Origin of the sequence: Pseudomonas sp. DY-1 (assembly GCF_003626975.1) — a bacterium.
Classification (GTDB): domain Bacteria; phylum Pseudomonadota; class Gammaproteobacteria; order Pseudomonadales; family Pseudomonadaceae; genus Metapseudomonas.
In genome coordinates this window covers 4,407,729-4,425,055 of record NZ_CP032616.1, presented here as the reverse complement: position 1 = coordinate 4,425,055, position 17,327 = coordinate 4,407,729, and the positions used below count along the sequence as shown (strand labels likewise).

General features: G+C 62.5%; 13 protein-coding genes. 8 read left to right on the top strand and 5 right to left on the bottom strand.

The window, feature by feature from the left end; all coding sequences use genetic code 11:
* The first annotated feature begins 23 nt into the window (after positions 1-23).
* From D6Z43_RS20885 to D6Z43_RS20865, 5 genes are all read left to right on the top strand, one after another.
* Positions 24-2,000, top strand: coding sequence for a choline BCCT transporter BetT (locus tag D6Z43_RS20885; RefSeq protein ID WP_120653962.1), 1,977 nt, complete (start codon positions 24-26; stop codon positions 1,998-2,000).
* 519 nt (positions 2,001-2,519) lie between these two features.
* On the top strand, positions 2,520-3,116 hold the full coding sequence (locus tag D6Z43_RS20880) for a fimbrial protein (protein ID WP_120653961.1): 597 nt from the start codon (positions 2,520-2,522) through the stop codon (positions 3,114-3,116).
* 67 nt (positions 3,117-3,183) lie between these two features.
* Positions 3,184-3,894: a molecular chaperone gene (locus tag D6Z43_RS20875; RefSeq protein WP_371924426.1), complete on the top strand. Its 711-nt coding sequence runs from the start codon at positions 3,184-3,186 to the stop codon at positions 3,892-3,894.
* A 93-nt stretch (positions 3,895-3,987) separates the two neighbouring features.
* On the top strand, positions 3,988-6,480 hold the full coding sequence (locus D6Z43_RS20870; RefSeq protein WP_256660892.1) for a fimbria/pilus outer membrane usher protein: 2,493 nt from the start codon (positions 3,988-3,990) through the stop codon (positions 6,478-6,480).
* 55 nt (positions 6,481-6,535) lie between these two features.
* On the top strand, positions 6,536-7,519 hold the full coding sequence (locus D6Z43_RS20865) for a fimbrial protein (RefSeq protein WP_162945860.1): 984 nt from the start codon (positions 6,536-6,538) through the stop codon (positions 7,517-7,519).
* 72 nt (positions 7,520-7,591) lie between these two features.
* Here the strand turns inward: D6Z43_RS20865 and D6Z43_RS20860 are convergent, their stop codons facing one another.
* Positions 7,592-8,509 (bottom strand): LysR substrate-binding domain-containing protein, encoded by a 918-nt coding sequence (locus D6Z43_RS20860; protein WP_120653957.1) that lies wholly within the window; start codon positions 8,507-8,509, stop codon positions 7,592-7,594.
* A gap of 138 nt (positions 8,510-8,647) precedes the next feature.
* On the opposite strand from D6Z43_RS20860, the gene D6Z43_RS20855 reads away from it, so the two are divergent.
* Positions 8,648-10,078, top strand: coding sequence for a NorM family multidrug efflux MATE transporter (locus D6Z43_RS20855; RefSeq protein WP_120653956.1), 1,431 nt, complete (start codon positions 8,648-8,650; stop codon positions 10,076-10,078).
* 32 nt (positions 10,079-10,110) lie between these two features.
* Here D6Z43_RS20855 and D6Z43_RS20850 read toward each other — a convergent pair whose 3' ends face one another.
* On the bottom strand, positions 10,111-11,784 hold the full coding sequence (locus D6Z43_RS20850; protein ID WP_120653955.1) for a bifunctional diguanylate cyclase/phosphodiesterase: 1,674 nt from the start codon (positions 11,782-11,784) through the stop codon (positions 10,111-10,113).
* 256 nt (positions 11,785-12,040) lie between these two features.
* On the opposite strand from D6Z43_RS20850, the gene rep reads away from it, so the two are divergent.
* Together rep and D6Z43_RS20840 are read left to right on the top strand one after the other, a co-directional pair.
* The gene (gene rep, locus D6Z43_RS20845; RefSeq protein ID WP_120653954.1) at positions 12,041-14,053 is read left to right on the top strand and encodes a DNA helicase Rep; all 2,013 of its coding nucleotides are present in this window, start codon (positions 12,041-12,043) and stop codon (positions 14,051-14,053) included.
* A 43-nt stretch (positions 14,054-14,096) separates the two neighbouring features.
* Positions 14,097-14,669, top strand: a complete 573-nt coding sequence (locus D6Z43_RS20840; protein ID WP_120653953.1) for a xanthine phosphoribosyltransferase — start codon at positions 14,097-14,099, stop codon at positions 14,667-14,669.
* A gap of 232 nt (positions 14,670-14,901) precedes the next feature.
* On the opposite strand, the gene D6Z43_RS20835 is transcribed toward D6Z43_RS20840, so the two are convergent.
* From D6Z43_RS20835 to alr, 3 genes are all read right to left on the bottom strand, one after another.
* Complete coding sequence (locus D6Z43_RS20835) at positions 14,902-15,324, bottom strand: cytochrome c5 family protein (RefSeq protein WP_069086241.1); 423 nt, start codon at positions 15,322-15,324, stop codon at positions 14,902-14,904.
* A gap of 132 nt (positions 15,325-15,456) precedes the next feature.
* Positions 15,457-16,005: a cupin domain-containing protein gene (locus tag D6Z43_RS20830; RefSeq protein ID WP_120653952.1), complete on the bottom strand. Its 549-nt coding sequence runs from the start codon at positions 16,003-16,005 to the stop codon at positions 15,457-15,459.
* Positions 16,006-16,203: 198 nt separating this feature from the next.
* Entirely contained in the window at positions 16,204-17,271 is a 1,068-nt protein-coding gene (alr, locus tag D6Z43_RS20825; protein ID WP_120653951.1) for an alanine racemase, read from the bottom strand.
* Positions 17,272-17,327: the final 56 nt, after the last annotated feature.

Below are 17,327 nucleotides of genomic sequence, written 5' to 3'. Positions count from 1 at the left end.
CGATTAAAAGGAGAGCTAGCTCAATGGAGGCACGTTCGTCTTCGCAATCCACCCTCAATCCGCCGGTCTTTTTCGGTTCGGCCATCCTCATCATCGCCCTGGTGCTCTACAGCACCCTCGCCCGCGATCAGGCGCAAGCGCTGTTCATCCACATCCAGGACTGGATCATCGTCAACGCCAGCTGGTTCTATGTCCTGACGGTCGCCCTGATCCTCATTACCGTCGTCTTCCTGGCCGTCAGCCGCTTGGGGGACATCAAGCTCGGGCCCGACCATAGCCAGCCCGAATACCGCAACGGCACCTGGTTCGCCATGCTGTTCTCCGCCGGCATGGGCATCGGCCTGATGTTCTTCGGCGTCGCCGAACCGCTGATGCACTACGCCAACCCGCCGGTAGGCGACCCCAACACCGTGGCCGCCGCCAGGGAGGCCATGAAGCTGACCTTCTTCCACTGGGGCCTGCATGCCTGGGCGATCTACGCGATCGTCGCGCTGATCCTGGCGTTCTTCTGCTTCCGCCATGACCTGCCCCTGACGCTGCGCTCGGCGCTCTACCCGCTGATTGGCGAGCGCATCTACGGGCCTATCGGCCACGCTGTGGATATCTTCGCCATCATCGGCACCGTATTCGGCGTGGCCACGTCGCTCGGCTATGGCGTGCTGCAGATCAACAGCGGCCTGAACCAGCTGTTCGGCCTGCCCGTGAGCGTGCCGGTGCAGTTGGGGCTGATCGCCGGCACCTGTGCCCTGACGACGCTGTCAGTGGCCAGCGGCCTGAACAGAGGCATCAAGATCCTCTCCGAGCTCAACCTGGTACTCGCGGTCATCCTGCTGGTCGTGGTGCTGTTGCTGGGCCCCACCGTGTTCCTGTTCAAGACGTTCATCCAGAACACCGGCGGCTACCTGTCCGAGATCGTCAGCAAGACCTTCAATCTCTACGCCTATGAATCCAGCGACTGGATCGGCGGCTGGACCCTGCTCTACTGGGGCTGGTGGCTGTCCTGGTCGCCCTTCGTCGGCCTGTTCATTGCCCGCATTTCCCGCGGGCGCACCATCCGCCAGTTCGTCTGCGGCGTATTGTTCGTGCCGGCCGGCTTCACCCTGCTATGGATGACCGTGTTCGGCGACTCGGCAATCCACATGGTGCTGCACGAGGGTGTTGGCAGCCTCGCGGACACCGTGGCCCAGGACAGTTCGCTGGCGCTCTTCGCCTTCCTCCAGCAGTTCCCGTTCTCCAGCCTGCTCTCCGTGGTGGCGGTGTTGATGGTGGTGGTGTTCTTCGTCACCTCCGCCGACTCTGGCGCCCTGGTGGTCGACATGCTGGCTTCGGGCGGCCGGGAGGTAACGCCGCTCTGGCAGCGCCTGTTCTGGTCGATCCTGATGGGTGTCGTGGCCATGGCATTGCTGGTTGCCGATGGCCTGAAGGCCCTGCAGACCGCGACCATCGCCAGCGCCCTGCCCTTCGCCGTGGTGCTGCTGGCGGCGACCTGGGGCCTGCTCAAGGCGCTGCGCCTGGATGCCACCAAGCGTGGCATTCGCTACCAGGCCCTCAACCTCTCGCGCCCACCCCATCGCCAACAAGGCGGCTGGCAACGGCGCCTGCGCAACATCCTGATGTTCCCGCGCCGCACCCATGTCACCCGATTCATCGAGGAAGTCGTACGACCCGCCTGCCAGGATGTGTCCGAGGAGCTGCGCAAGCAGGGCTACGACGTGGACATACAGAACGGTCATGACGGGCGCTGCAAGTTGAATGTCGGCCACGGCAGCGAAGTCGATTTCAGCTACGAGGTCCGCCCCCGCGCCCTGCCGCTACCGCGCTTCGCGGGCCGTGATGGCAACGACGAAGGCACTGACGCACGCAAGTACTTCCGCGCCGAGGTGTACCTGCGTGAGGGCGGGCAGGACTACGACGTAATGGGCTGGAGCCGAGAGGAAGTGATCGGCGACTTGCTCGACCAGTACGAGAAGCACCTGCACTTCCTGCACGTCGTGCGCTGAGGGGTGCTCGGCTCATGCCGCTTCCTCTGCCAGCGGGAGGGGAAGCGGGCCCCGCCGTTGGTGGACCTTGGCCCCCTCTCCCATCAGGAGAAGGGCTGCCGGGGAGCCAGCCTGGCCAAGCATCTGGGTTTGGCTTCGCTCTCACCGGCGTGGCCCGCACTAGAGATGGCCGACTAATGACGTGGCTTCCCAAGTCCAGATGAAATACCACTTGTGCGATTGGCCACCTCTATTGAAACAAACAACCCGAAACACTTATTAACATTAATCAGAAAAAACTGTCAGAATCCACATACAAGCATTAGTAATTAACCCCTTCCACTGAACACCAATAGCAATCAACCAATACACAAGCTCCCTGAGACCCCTTCAAGAAAAAACCTACAAGTACAAAAGGTCAATTCGCCAAGACGGCCGGAATTGAGCTTATTGATGCATCTTTTTACTTCCTTAAACTTTGCGAGGCTCTTAAAGAGCACGATCACGAGTCGCCTCAACCAGAATTAAGGAAGCGCTATTTTGTCTATTCCAATTAAAGGCATGCTTGCCACGGCCGTAACCGGCCTCCTGCTCAACTCCGCAGTCGCTGCGGACGGAACCATCAACTTCACCGGCCAACTCACCTCCGCTTCCTGCGCTATCACCGGCGGCCCCGGCACCAGCGTCGGCGGTGGCGGCAAGGGTAACCAGCTCGTCAACGTCGACCTCGGCAAGGTGCCTATCGATTCCCTGGGCGGCAGTGCCGGCGGCGGCGTCACTGCCGGTACCGATATCAACCTGGAGCTGGATTGCGGCAGCACCGGCAGCGGCCTGACCACCGTCATGCTGCGTCTCGACGCGAAATCCGGCTCTGGCATCGACGCCAAGAATCTCAACCTGCTGAAAACCACCGGTAGCGCCACTGGCGTCGGCATCGGTCTCTATAACGACGACGGCAAACTGCTGAACCTTTCCGCCAACGACACCATCGATGCCCCCCTGGTCGCGAGCGGCAGCGCTCCGGTCAAGTACAAAGCCTCACTGTCCATGCGCGCGGCCTACGTGAAATCCAGCGCCGCCGCACCCACACCCGGTAGCGCCAACGGCACCCTGCCGTTCACCCTGACTTACAAGTAAGTCCAGCCACAAGCGGTGGGGTGCTTCCACACCCCTCGCTTCCAGATGCGAGATCAACGTGAAACGACTGACTTCCAGAACCCTCTGGGCCGGCCTGCTGTTGCTGTCTTCCGGCCTGGCCAACGCAGGTATCACATTGAGCGGCACCCGGGTCGTGCTGCAGGCACCCGCGAAGGAGACTTCGATACTGGTGAGAAACCAGGCACCGGAAGACGTCATGATCCAGTCCTGGATGGAAATTGAAGGCCCCGATGACTCCCAGGACTTGCCGTTCGCCATTACACCCAACCTCAGCCGACTGGGTGCCAACAGGCAACAGAGCTTGCGCATCCTTTTCCAGGGTCAGGGCCTGCCAACGGACCGAGAGTCTGTGTTCCGACTAAGCGTCCAGGAAATCCCGCAGAAATCGGCGAACGACAACACCCTGCAAATTGCCCTGCGCCAGCGCATCAAGGTTTTCTACCGGCCGGCCGGCCTGCCGGGAGCCGCCGCGGATGCCCCTATGGAGCTGAAATGGCGCCTTATCCAGCAAGGCGGAAAACCCAGGATGGAAGTGATCAATAACTCGGCATTCCATGTATCCCTCGCTGATGCGAAGTTAAAGAACGGCAGCAAGTCCTATGACATATCAGTGGACATGGTCAGACCAAGATCGAGTAGCCAGTTCGATATCAAGGAATTGACCGGAGTCACTTCAATCAACGACATGAACATAGAATTCCAGATCGTGAACGACTTCGGCGGCCTCGATAAATACTCCAGCGCCATGAGCAATTGATCGCCCCCCTGAATCGAGATCAATCAGCCTCGCCTAAAACACTGAAAGCTTATCTCCAGTCGACGCATGGAAGTTATCCAGAGGAACAAACTCGTGTCCATTTCCCGGAAAAGGCCCAACTTGAAGATTTCACCTTATTCCGGGGCGCCCTGTTTCATGGCCCTGAGCTTGGCGCTGCCCAGCACTTCCCCGGCGGTAGAATTCAACCCCGACTTTCTCCAGGGCCGTGACGCCCCTGTCGAACTCAAGTACTTCGAACAGGGCAGCACGGTACGCCCGGGCTCGTACGACGTCGACGTCTACCTGAATCAGTCGATATTCCGCCGTCAGAGCATCAACTTCAGCGCCAACCCCGGGAACGCCGACGTTCGCCCGGTGATTCGGGCCGGCCTGCTCAAAGAGTTGGGCGTGGACGTGGCACGGCTGATGCGGGAGAACCTAATTCCGGCCGATACAGACGACAGCACGCCACTGGATATCGCAGCGCTCGTTCCGGGCGCATCGGTGGAGTTCGAGGTCAACGAACTGGCCCTGCTGATTAGCATGCCGCACGCCTACGTACAGCGGCATTCGCGGGGTTATGTCGATCCGTCCCTCTGGGACGACGGCATCACCGCGCTCTTCACCAACTACCAGGCCAACTTCAGCCGCAACAGCAACCCGGGCCAGACCAGCGACTACCGCTACGTCGGCCTGCGCAACGGTCTGAACCTGCTCGGCTGGCGCTTGCGCAACGAGGCGTCCCTGCGCGGCGGCACCGGCATGCGCAACAAGCTCAGGAGCGACCGCAACTTCCTCGAACGCGATATCCGCCAGTTGAAAGGCACCCTGTCGCTCGGCGAGCTGTACACCCATGGCGACATCTTCGACAGCGTGCGCATGCGCGGCATCCAGCTCAAATCCGACATCGGCATGCTGCCCGACAACGAGATCGGCTACGCGCCGGTGGTGCATGGCATCGCCGAGACCAATGCCACGGTCGAAGTGAGCCAGAACGGCTATGTGGTGTACTCCACCAGCGTTTCGCCGGGCGCCTTCGAGATCACCGACATCTACCCCAACGGCTCCAACGGCGATCTCCAGATCAAGATCATCGAGGCCGACGGGCGGGAAAGAACCTATAGCCAGTCCTACTCCTACCTGCCGGTGATGACCCGCAAGGGCAGCCTGCGCTACAGCGTGGCGGCGGGTGAGTACCATACCGAAGGGCAGTCCTCACCCAGCTTCACCCAGGGCACGGCGGTCTATGGCGCCACCGATAACCTCACCGGTTACGGCGGCCTGCTCGCGACGCAGAAGTACAACGCGGTGAACCTGGGCATAGGCATCAACTCGGGCTACGGCGGGCTGTCATTCGACGTCACCAACAGCCAGTCGAAACCCCAGCGCGGCGGGCGAAAACAGGGTCAGAGCGCGCGTTTCCTCTATTCGAAGACAGTCAGCGCCACCGACACCACCTTCACCATGGTCGGCTACCGCTACTCCACCGATGGCTACCGCACCCTCAGCCAGCACGTGGAGGACATGGACTACGTGAGCGGCGAGCGCGTCGGCCGGCAGAAGAGCCGCTTCGACCTGACCATCAACCAGTCGCTCCAGGCGCGCGGCTCGCTATTCGTCAGCGCGGGCGAAACCAACTATTGGAACCGCCAAGGCAATACCCGCCGCTGGCAGCTCGGCTACAGCGACAGCGTCCGCACCGCCAGCTACAGCCTGGCCGTCTCGCGCACCCAGGAGGCAGGCTCCATGGGGCAGTCCGATACCCAGTTCACCGCATCCGTGAGCTTCCCCCTGGGCCAGGGTAACTCGCATCGTGCCTCTAGCAACGCCGTCTCTTCGCGCCATGGCGACTCCAGCCTGCAGAGCGGCGTATCCGGCTTCCTGGACGACAAGAACACGGTCAACTATTCCGCCCAGGCCGGCTACAGCAAGGACAATAAAGGTTCAGGCAGCTTCGGCCTGGGCTGGGACACGGCCAGGGCCTCGCTCAGCGCCAACTACAGCCTCACGCGGGACAGCAAGCACACGGACCTGGGCGCAAGCGGCTCGGTAGTGCTGCACAGCGGCGGCGTCACCTTCGGCCAGTCGGTAGGCGAAACCTTCGCCCTGGTGGAGGTACCAGACACCAGCGGCATCGGCCTCGACAGCCATGGCGCCATCCGCACCGACAGCCGGGGCTACGCCGTGGTGCCCTATGTCCAACCCTACCGCTACAACTGGCTGAACCTGGACACCACCACCCTGGATACCAGCACCGATATCACCGAAAACGCCCAGAGGGTCGTGCCCACCCGTGGCGCCGTGGTCAAAGGCCGCTTTGCCGCGGTAACCGGCCGCCGCCTGCAGTTCGAGCTGAGCCTGGACACCGGCAAGAAGGTGCCCTTCGGCGCCCAGGCTTTTGACGAAGAAGGCAAGAGTCTGGGCATCGTCGACCACCGCTCGCGCCTGCTGGTGTTCGGCAGCCAGGACAAGGGGCGGCTGGACGTGCGCTGGGAAGGCAATAGCTGTTCGGTCAACTACGATCTGCCCCCCGTGAACAAGGCACTCACCTACGAACGCTTCGCCGCGCTGTGCCAGAGCCGTTGAGCCCCCCGCACGGCAAGCGCCATATGCGCCCCCACTCAGCTATCCGGAGTCAATGATGAGTAGATGTACTGACACGCTGTTCTGGGCCAGCATCGCCTTGTCCCTGGGCACCCTACCCTCGACGGCCATGGCAGCTAGATGTCCCGATGGCCCCTACAGGTTCTACATGGCAGGACCGCCGGAAATCACTGTCGACCCGAGCGTCCCCAACAACACTACTTTCTGGACCGGCGATGTTTCTCCGCAACGCGTAGAGCCCCAAAAATGCTTTGTCGCCATCACTAGCATCTATATGGAGGGCACGACCCCATCGACAGGTCATCAGCTCTACGCTTCCGGCATCCCAGGTATCAGCTTCCGCTTGAAGTCCCCATTTGTTTGCTATACCGGCTATTGGCCGGGGCAGTGCAAATCACAGATCTGGAGCGAGAGCGTATACCCTCATCCAATCACACTCGAACTGGTCAAAACAGGCCCGATTACCGGTGGCGGAAAACTCTCCGGGGAGTTTGCCCGTCGGTTCACTGATTATGAGGACGAGGTGATTTACTCATGGTCGGGCAACAGCCTTGAAATCAAGCCCACGACACCCACCTGCAACGCCACGCAAAAGACGCTCGACGTCCCACTTGAGAAGGTCAGCACCTCAATCTTCACAGGAGTCGGTTCAACATCGCCCGAAAAAACGTTTGCCATCACGCTGGAATGCTCCGGTGGTGTGGAAGGCGTGACAACCAACCTGTATATGACGATGACCGACCAGACCGCCCCCGCCAATCGAACGGACCAGTTGAGCCTTGCCCCCAGCTCCACCGCTTCTGGCGTCGCCATCCAAGTGCTCAACGGCACCCAGCCGGTCAGGTACGGCCCGGACTCGAGCGAATCGGGCAACGAGAACCAGTGGCCGGTCCCCAATGGCCAGGGGATCGGCAATCAGAGACTCACCATTCCCCTCTCCGCACGCTTCATCCAGACGCAACCCACCATCGTGCCGGGATTTGCCAACGGCCACGCGACGTTCACCCTGAGTTATCGGTGAGCTTGATGAAGTCGGCGCGCCCCCGGCAGTTGGTTTCGGCCTCGGCAACAAAGGTCGCTTTTCAACAGCCAGCTAGCCCAGCAGCTCCACCTTCGGAAGCTGCATAGCCGCCACCTCCGCCTGCAGAAAATCACGCAAGCGCCGCAGGCGGTCCTGGCCGCTGCGGGCGCGGGGCCAGACCAGGTAGTAGCTATCGCCACTGGCCACCGCCGTGGGCCAGGGCAGGCCGATGCGCCCCCCGGCAACGTCTTCCGCCACCATCACCAGGTCACCGATGGATACGCCATAGCCGCGCGCGGCGGCGACGATGCCCAGCTCCAGTGTGTCGAACACCTGCCCTCCCTTGAGGGAGACCTCCTCCCCCAGCCCCATGCGCTGCAACCAACGACGCCAGTCGCGGCGGTCCGGCGTCGGGTGCAGTAGTTCGGTTCCTTTCAGCCGCGCCAGGTCCCAGGGTTCAGCGACCAGCGATGGCTCGCACACTGGTATCAGCCATTCGCTGAAGAGCAGGGTCACTTCCCAGTCCTGGCTGAAGTGACCGTCGCTGAGCAGCACCGCGCAATCGAACGGCTCATGTTGAAAATCCACCTTGTCCACATCCATCCAGGCACTGGTCAGTTGCACCTCGATGTCGTCATTGAGGTGCCGGAAGCGGCTGATGCGCGACAGCAACCAGCGCATGGTGAGCGTCGAAGGCGCCTTCAGGCGCAGGGTGGCGTCGTCGATCCGCAGCGTGATGCAGGCGCGCTCCAGGGCATCGAAACCATCCCGCAGGCCGGGCAGCAGCATGCGCGCCGGCTCGGTGAGCTGCAGATTGCGCCCCTGGCGCTCGAACAATCGGCAGGCGAAGTGATCTTCCAGCGTGCGGATGTGCCGGCTGACCGCGCTCTGGGTGATGGCCAGCTCCTCGGCAGCGCGGGTAAAGGAAGCGTGACGGGCGGCAGCCTCGAAGGCGCGCAGGGCGTAGAGCGGGGGCAGGCGGCGCGACATATGCCTTTACCTATGAGTCAAAGTCATGGATGGCATCATTTTTTTCCTTTTGTGCTGCAGGTTCAAGGCTCGGAGAATTGCTGAATCCAAAGCTGGCCAAGGGAATTGGCCCGCCCTCCGAGACAGTGAGCCTTACTCATGCCGCAGAGCATACGCAATGAACTGGTCGCCATACTGCGCCTGGCCGGACCGCTGATCGCGGCCCAACTGGCCCATGTGGTGATGGTGTTCACCGACACCGTGATGATGGGCCTGATCGGCCCCGAAGCCCTGGCCGGTGGTGGCCTGGGTGCTGCCAGCTACTCCTTCGTGTCGATTTTTTGTGTCGGCGTGATTGCCGCCGTGGGTAATCTGGTCGCCATCCGCCACGGCGCCGACGACAAAGTCGGCGCTACCCGCTTGACCCAGAGCGGCCTCTGGCTGGCCTTCGCCATGGCCCTGGGCGCGGGCCTGCTGCTGTGGAATCTCAAGCCTATCCTGCTCGCCTTCGGCCAGGCGCCAGAAAGCGTGGAAGGCGCCATGCAGTTCCTTTCCACGCTGGTCTTCGCCCTGCCCGGCTATCTCGGCTTCATGGCCCTGCGCGGTTTCACCAGCGCCATCGGCCGACCCGGACCGGTCATGGCCATCAGCATTGGTGGGGCGCTGACCAACTTCCTCCTCAACTACGCGCTGATCCACGGTATGTTCGGCCTGCCGCAAATGGGCCTCGCGGGCATTGGCCTGGTGACTGCCGTGGTGATGAATGCGATGGCGTTGTTGCTCGCCTGGCATATCGTGCGCAACCCGGCCTATTCGGCCTATCCGCTGCTCAAGGGTCTGCAACGGCCATCCCGCGAGGCGCTGGCCGAACTGGTGCGCCTGGGCCTGCCCATCGGCGGCACCTATGCGGTGGAGTCCGGCCTGTTCGCCTTCGCCGCCCTGTGCATGGGCGCCCTGGGCAGCACTCAGTTGGCGGCGCACCAAATCGCCATCCAGTCGGTGTACGTGGCCTTCATGGTTCCGGTGGGGATTTCCTACGCGGTGACCTTCCGCATCGGCCAGCATTTTGGTGCTGGTCGGCTTGAGGAAGCGCGCCGCGCCGGGCGCCTGGGTATCGGTTTCGGCGCCGGCTGCATGCTCGCCTTCGCGGTGCTGTTCTGGGTCGCGCCGGAGCTGGTAGTGGGCCTGTTCCTCGACCGCCATGCCCCGGAGTTCCACGGCATCGTGCAACTGGCGGTGAGCCTGCTGGCGGTGGCGGCCTGGTTCGAGCTGTTCGACGGCATCCAGACCATCGCCATGGGCGCCATTCGTGGCCTCAAGGACGCCAAGACCACTTTCCTGGTCGGCCTTGGCTGCTACTGGCTGGTGGGCGCTCCGACAGCCTGGCTGCTGGCCTTCCCCCTGGGCTGGGGCGCGACCGGAGTCTGGTGGGGTCTCGCGCTGGGGCTGGCGTGCGCAGCGCTGGGGCTGACGCTGGGTTTCGAATGGAAAACTGCGCGGCTGTTGCAGCCAGAGCCTGTGGGGGCGAATTCATTCGCCAGGGGCGGCGAAGCTGCCCTCGTGCAAACCTGCGACCCGCTTGGCGATTGATATCGCCCCTGCAAGGTCGGCGCGCAGCTGGCTCAGGGTTCCTGGCGGGCAATCAGCGCCTGGCGCGCGCCGAACACCAGGAATCGCGCCAGCTCGGCCAGTGGCAGTGGTCGACTGATCCAGTAGCCCTGGACCTGATTGCAGCCGAACTGGCGCAACAGCGATAGCTGCTCGGCGTTTTCCACACCCTCGGCCACCACTTCCAACTTGAGGTTCTGCGCCAGGTTGATCATGGCTTTCACCAATTGGCGGTTCTCGGGGCGGTCATGCATGCCGCCAACGAAGCTTTTGTCGATCTTCAGCAGCGCAATGGGCAGGCTATTGAGGTGAACGAAGGACGAGAAGCCGGTACCGAAGTCGTCGAGGGAGAAACGCACACCCAGATGCCCCAATGCATCCATGGTCTGACGCACCTGCTCGCTGCGGCGCATCACCGCCGTTTCGGTCAGTTCGAACTCCAGCCAGCGCGCATCGACCCCGCGTTCGCGGATCAGCCGGCTTAGCGTGGATAGCAATTGGCTGTCCTGGAACTGGCGGAACGACAGGTTCACCGCCATGTGCAACGGCGGCAGCCCTCGCCCCCGCAGCCACTGCATGTCGCGCAGGGCGCGGGAGATCACCCAGTAGCCCAATGGCACGATCAGGCCACTTTCCTCAGCCAACGGTACGAATTCGTTGGGCGTAAGCAGGCCGCGCTCGTTGTGGCGCCAGCGCACGAGAGCCTCCAGCCCAAGGATGTTGCCGGTCTCCAGGCACAGTCGCGGCTGGTAGTGCAGTTCCAGTTCGTCCCGGCGTAACGCACGGCGCAGTTCGCTCTCCAGATCGGCGCGACTGCGGGCACTGCGATTGATGCGCTCATCGAAGACATGGAAGGTGCAACCCTGGCTGGCCTTGGCCTGTTGCATGGCGATGTGGGCATGCCACATCAACGGATCGGCACCCTCGCTGGTACTGGCGTAGGCCAGCCCCAGGCTGCAGCCCAGCAGCAGGCTCTCGCCGTCTACTTGGTAGGGTTCGGCCAGAGCCTCGGCGATACGTTCAGCGACCCGCACCGCACGCGCTGGATCGCGTCGGGTATCCAGCAGCAGACCGAACTCGTCACTGCCCAGGCGCGCCAGCTGGTCACCGGCGCGCAATTGCGCCCTGAGCCGCGCCACCACCTGGAGGATCAGGCGATCACCGGCCTGGTAGCCGAGGGCGTCGTTAGCATGGCGGAAGTTGTCCAGGTCCAGGTGGCCGAGGGCCAGGCCACGCCCTTCGTATTCCACCAGGCGCGCGGCCAGTAGGGTCTGGAAGCCCTGGCGGTTGGCGATTCCGGTGAGCGGGTCCTGCTCGGCCAGACGTTCCAGGGCGTGCTGCAGGTTCCGCCGCTCACGGATGTGCCGCAGCGTGCGGCGCAACGTGTCTGGGCCCAGGTGCTCGCGAACCAGCCAGTCGCTGACTCCCTGGGGGGCTTCGGCGGGCTCTTCTTCCAGCAGCAGGATGATCGGCAGTGAGCAGCGCCCGGCCGAAGGCAGCAGGCGCGGGGTACAGAGCACCAGGGCGCAATCGAGTTCGTCGGCCAGGCTGCTTGCCACGTCCCAGGAGGTGGCGGTGATCAGGGAGGATGCGCTGCCCATCGCAGCCATGAGTTCGCGAAGCAATTCAGCCCAGGCCGGCGATTCCGCCAGCAGGAGCATGCGCAGGGGCTCGACGAGCGCGGACAAATGACCTCCCCGGGGTCACAGATTCTTCGGCGCTTTCGCGCCAGGCTGCGCCATTTCGGCGTCGCTCTTACCACGCATCCCTGCGCGGACTTCACCAATTCGCCGATGAAGACAGCAACATCGTACTGGCTGCGTGGAAATTTCCAAGGGCAACTCACCAGCAATCGAGGTTGCATCACAGTTGCCCAGAGGTACTTCGGTACAACCCGGCCGGCCTGATAGAATGCGCGGCCATTCGCCTTGATCCAGCCCCAGCATGTCCCGACTCAACCCTCGGCAACAGGAAGCCGTGAACTACGTCGGTGGTCCGCTTTTGGTGCTCGCCGGCGCCGGCTCCGGCAAGACCAGCGTGATCACCCGCAAGATCGCCTACCTGGTGCAGCAGTGCGGAATCCGCGCGCAATACATCGTCGCGGTGACCTTCACCAACAAGGCGGCGCGCGAAATGAAAGAGCGCGTCAGCACACTACTGCGCGGCGGCGAAGGCAAGGGCCTGACGGTCTCCACCTTCCACAACCTCGGCCTGAACATCATCCGCAAGGAGCACGCGCGCCTGGGCTTCAAGCCCGGGTTCTCGATCTTCGACGAGTCGGACATCAAGGCGCTGCTGACTGACATCATGCAGAAGGAATATGCCGGGGATGATGGCGTCGACGAGATCAAGGGCTACATCGGCAACTGGAAGAACGACCTGATCCTGCCGGAGGAGGCGCTGGCCAAGGCGCGCAACCCGAAGGAGCAGACCGCTGCCGTCGTCTACCTGCACTACCAGCGCACGCTCAAGGCGTACAACGCGGTGGACTTCGACGACCTGATCCTGATGCCGGTGAAGCTGTTCCAGGACAATCCCGACATCCTGGAAAAGTGGCAGAACCGTGTGCGCTACATGCTGGTGGACGAGTACCAGGACACCAACGCCAGCCAGTACCTGCTGGTGAAACTGCTGGTGCAGCATCGCGCCCAGTTCACCGTGGTCGGCGACGATGACCAGTCGATCTACGCCTGGCGTGGTGCGCGGCCGGAAAACCTGATGCAGCTGAAGGAAGACTTCCCGTCGCTGAAGGTGGTGATGCTGGAGCAGAACTATCGCTCCACCAGCCGCATCCTCAAATGCGCGAACATCCTCATCGCCAACAACCCCCACGTGTTCGAGAAGCAGCTGTGGAGCGAAATGGGCGTGGGCGATCCGATCCGGGTGATCCGCTGCCGCAACGAGGATGCCGAGGCCGAGCGCATCGCCATGGAAATCCTCACCCTGCACCTGCGCACCCAGCGGCCCTACAGCGAGTTCGCCATCCTCTACCGGGGCAACCACCAGGCCAAGCTGATGGAGCTCAAGCTCCAGCACCACCAGATTCCCTACCGGCTGTCCGGTGGCACCAGCTTCTTCGGTCGCCAGGAAGTGAAGGATCTGATGTCCTACTTCCGCCTGTTGGTGAACCCGGACGACGACAACGCCTTCCTCCGGGTGATCAACGTACCGCGCCGGGAAATTGGCTCCACGACCCTGGAGAAGCTCGGCAACTACGCCACCGAGCGCGGCGTGTCGATGTTCGCCGCGTGCGACGAGATGGGCCTGTCCGAGCACCTCGACAGCCGCTTCACCGAGCGCCTGCAGCGCTTCAAGCGTTTCATCGACGGCGTGCGCCAGCAATGCGCGCAGAACGATCCCATCGCCGCCTTGCGCAGCATGGTGATGGACATCGACTACGAAAACTGGATCCGCCAGAACGCCTCCAGCGACAAGGTCGCCGACTTCCGCATGGGCAACGTCTGGTTCCTCGTCGATGCCCTGAAGAACACTCTGGAGCGCGATGAAGAAGGCGGCATGACCATCGAGGAAGCCATCGCCAAACTGGTGCTGCGCGACATGCTCGAGCGTCAGCAGGAGGAAGAAGAAGGTGCCGACGGTGTGCAGATGATGACCCTGCATGCCTCCAAGGGCCTGGAGTTCCCCTACGTTTTCATCATGGGCGTGGAAGAGGACATCCTCCCCCACCGCTCCAGCATCGAAGCGGACACCATCGAAGAAGAACGCCGCCTGGCCTACGTGGGCATCACCCGCGCGCGGCAGAACCTGGCCATGACCTTCGCCGCCAAGCGCAAGCAGTACGGCGAGATCATCGATTGCTCCCCCAGCCGCTTCCTGGAAGAACTGCCCCAGGAAGACCTGGAATGGGAAGGCATGGACGACGCACCAGTGGAGGTGAAGGCCGCGCGCGGCAACACAGCCCTGTCCGACATCCGTGCCATGCTGAAGAAGTCGTAATCAATATCCCGGCGCAGACCGGGCCATACATGAGGGTACTGGCGTGGAAGCGCTGAAACAGAAGATTCGTGAAGAAGGCATTGTCCTGTCCGACCAGGTACTGAAGGTCGACGCCTTCCTCAACCACCAGATTGATCCGCGCCTGATGCAGCAGGTCGGCCATGAGTTCGCCGAGCGGTTCCGCGGCCAGGGCGTCACCAAGATCGTCACCATCGAGGCCTCCGGCATCGCGCCAGCGGTGATGGCTGGCCTGGAACTGGGCGTGCCGGTGATCTTTGCCCGCAAGTTCCAGTCGCTGACCCTGAAGAACGATCTGCTGATCTCCAAGGTGTTCTCTTTCACCAAGCAGACCGAGAGCACCATCGCCATCTCGGCCAAGCACCTGACCTCCGCAGACAACGTGCTGGTGATCGACGACTTCCTCGCCAACGGCCACGCCGCCAAGGCTCTGATCGACCTGATCCAGCAGGCCGGCGCCAACGTCGCCGGGCTCGGCATCGTGATCGAGAAGTCCTTCCAGGAAGGCCGCGCACTGCTGGAAAGCGAAGGCTATCGGATCGAGTCCCTCGCACGCGTCGCATCGCTTGCCGACGGCCAGGTCGCCTTCCTCGACTGACCCGCGATCGGCTCGCCATGTTGTGGGGCGAATTCATTCGCCAAGCAGGACTACGTGCTGCCGAAGGCTGGGTTCCGCCTTGCTCTACCCAACCGACGGGACTGAGTTCGGCCGGCCCCGCGGAATGAATCCGCCACCCACAGCGGGAAGACCAGTAGCTGCGACAACAGGTCGCAGCGAGCAGACATGAAAAAGCCGCCCTTGGGCGGCTTTTTCATTGATGTCGGCGCTGTTACAGGCCGGACATCTTCTTGATGGCGCCTTTCAGCTCATCATCGGTGCAGTCAGCGCAGGTGCCTTTCGGCGGCATGCTGTTGATGCCGGTGATGGCCTTGGCCAGGATGCCGTCGAGACCGCCCTGGTGGTCAGCACGCTCTTTCCAGGCAGCGGTATCACCGATCTTCGGTGCGCCTAGCACGCCAGCGGTGTGGCAAGCGCCACAGTGCTTGGCAATGATGTCGTCCGGCGTACGCGCACCGCCGCCAGCAGCGGCTGCTACGGCGCCAACGCCCTTGCATTCCTGACCCTGTACGCAGACCTCGCCTACCGGCTTGATTCGCTCGGCAATGGCGTCGTCGGTCGCGGCCTGGGCGCTAACAGCCCACAGGGCCAATACGGCAGCATGGGCCGCCAGCATCTTCTTGATTAGGTTCACCCTTACACCCTCATCGTGGCTAGTATCGCCCGCGGCCACGGTTTCGCGAGCGGGCGGAAGTATATACGGTTAGTCCGCCGCGCTGAAACAACCCAACTTGTCGCAGGGAAATGTGCGTGGCGGTAATGGAATTCAGAAGTTCGCCGGGGTGGTCGCGCTGATCAGGCGTGCCGGGGCATCGAACGGGTTGCGGAAGCGGTGCGGTTTGCTGCTTTCGAAGTAATAGCTGTCGCCAGGCTCGAGAACGTACACCTCACTGCCGATGGTCAGTTCCAAGCGGCCTTCCACGAGCATGCCGGCCTCTTCTCCTTCATGGGCGTACATCTCATCGCCCGTGTCGGAACCTGGCGGATAGGTCTCGTCGAGGAACGCCAGGGCGCGGCTTGGGTGGGCCTTGCCCACCAGCTTCATGGTGATGGCACCGCTGCAGATATCGGTGAGTTCGGATGCCCGATAAACCACCTGGACCTGGTTTTCCTGCTCAAGATCGAGGGAGAAGAACTCCACCAGCGACATGGGAATACCCCCCAGCACCTTCTTCAGCGAACTGATGGAAGGGCTGACACTGTTCTTCTCGATCATGGAAATCGTGCTGTTGGTGACACCCGCGCGCTTGGCGAGCTCACGCTGGGACAGGCCTTTCAGCTTACGGATGGCTTGCAGTCGAACGCCGACGTCCAATGGCGGGATCCTCCTTGGGGATCAGGGGTAGTCACGGTCGCCGTATCATGGCAACAGCGTTCAGTATTTACAACACTTCGGCTGTTGATCCGGGACGAACTTTACCCTCCCCAGGTGAGCACTGGAGAACGTCGGGAAAATAACAGGTAATGTCGGCGAAATGATCAATATACCGATCAGTTCGCCGTGAAATTGAAATCAGCTGTAGACGAGCGGCACCCGGCGCAGGTTGCAGAATATCTGGTAGGGAATGGTGCCGGCGTGCGCGGCCACTTCACTGGCCAGAACCTCATTGCCCCAGAGTTCGACGCGGCTGCCCAGGCCTGCATCGGGCAGATCGGTGAGGTCAACCGTGAGCATGTCCATAGAGACCCGGCCAATCAGACGGCTCGGCCGTCCATCGATGCTCACCGGGGTGCCGGTGAGCGCATGGCGCGGATAGCCATCGGCGTATCCCATAGCGACCACACCGACACGAGTCGGGCGCTCGGTGACGAACTTGGCGCCGTAGCCAACCGGCTGGCCCGCAGGCAGCTCGCGCACACTGATGATCTTCGACTCAAGGGTCATCACCGGCTTCAGGCGCTCCGCCAGTGAATTGGGCTGCTCAAAGGGCGTCGCACCGTAGAGCATGATCCCAGGTCGCACCCAATCACTTGGGACTTGCGGCCAGCCCAGCACAGCCGGGGAGTTTCGGAGGCTGACTTCGGCCTCGAGCCCGGCGCGGGCCTGCTCGAAAACGGCCACCTGCTTAACGCTGCTGGTGCAATCCAGTTCATCGGCGCGGGCGAAGTGACTCATCAATACGATCTTCTCGACCTTCCCACTCGCCTGCAGGCGCTGCCAGGCATCACGGTACTCGGCCGGGTGCAGGCCAACGCGGTGCATGCCCGAATCCAGCTTGAGCCATACGGTCAGCGACTTGTGCAGGTTGGTGCGTTCGATCGCCTCCAACTGCCAGCTGGAGTGCACCACGGTCCAGAAGTCGTGCTCCTGGATCAGCTCCAGTTCATCAGCTTCGAAGAAACCTTCCAGCAGCAGGATCGGCTTGCGGATGCCGGCCGCGCGCAGTTGCAGCGCCTCCTCGATACAGGCCACCGCGAAACCATTGGCCTCGGATTCCAGCGCCAGGGCGCAGCGCACCGCGCCATGACCATAAGCATCAGCCTTGACCACGGCGAGCGCCTTGGCTCCGCTGACTTCGCGGGCCAGGCGGTAGTTATGACGCAGGGCTTCAAGATCGATCAGGGCACGGGCGGGACGCATGGCGAGGGCTTCTTCTATTTGATCGGGTGGAAAAAACCCGGCGCGAACGCCGGGCT

Coding starts and splice junctions, on each gene's coding strand:
- D6Z43_RS20865 (WP_162945860.1), top strand. CDS start 6,536: ATGAGTAGATGTACTGACACGCTGTTCTGGGCCAGCATCGCCTTGTCC.
- D6Z43_RS20885 (WP_120653962.1), top strand. CDS start 24: ATGGAGGCACGTTCGTCTTCGCAATCCACCCTCAATCCGCCGGTCTTT.
- D6Z43_RS20855 (WP_120653956.1), top strand. CDS start 8,648: ATGCCGCAGAGCATACGCAATGAACTGGTCGCCATACTGCGCCTGGCC.
- D6Z43_RS20860 (WP_120653957.1), bottom strand. CDS start 8,509: ATGTCGCGCCGCCTGCCCCCGCTCTACGCCCTGCGCGCCTTCGAGGCT.
- alr (WP_120653951.1), bottom strand. CDS start 17,271: ATGCGTCCCGCCCGTGCCCTGATCGATCTTGAAGCCCTGCGTCATAAC.
- rep (WP_120653954.1), top strand. CDS start 12,041: ATGTCCCGACTCAACCCTCGGCAACAGGAAGCCGTGAACTACGTCGGT.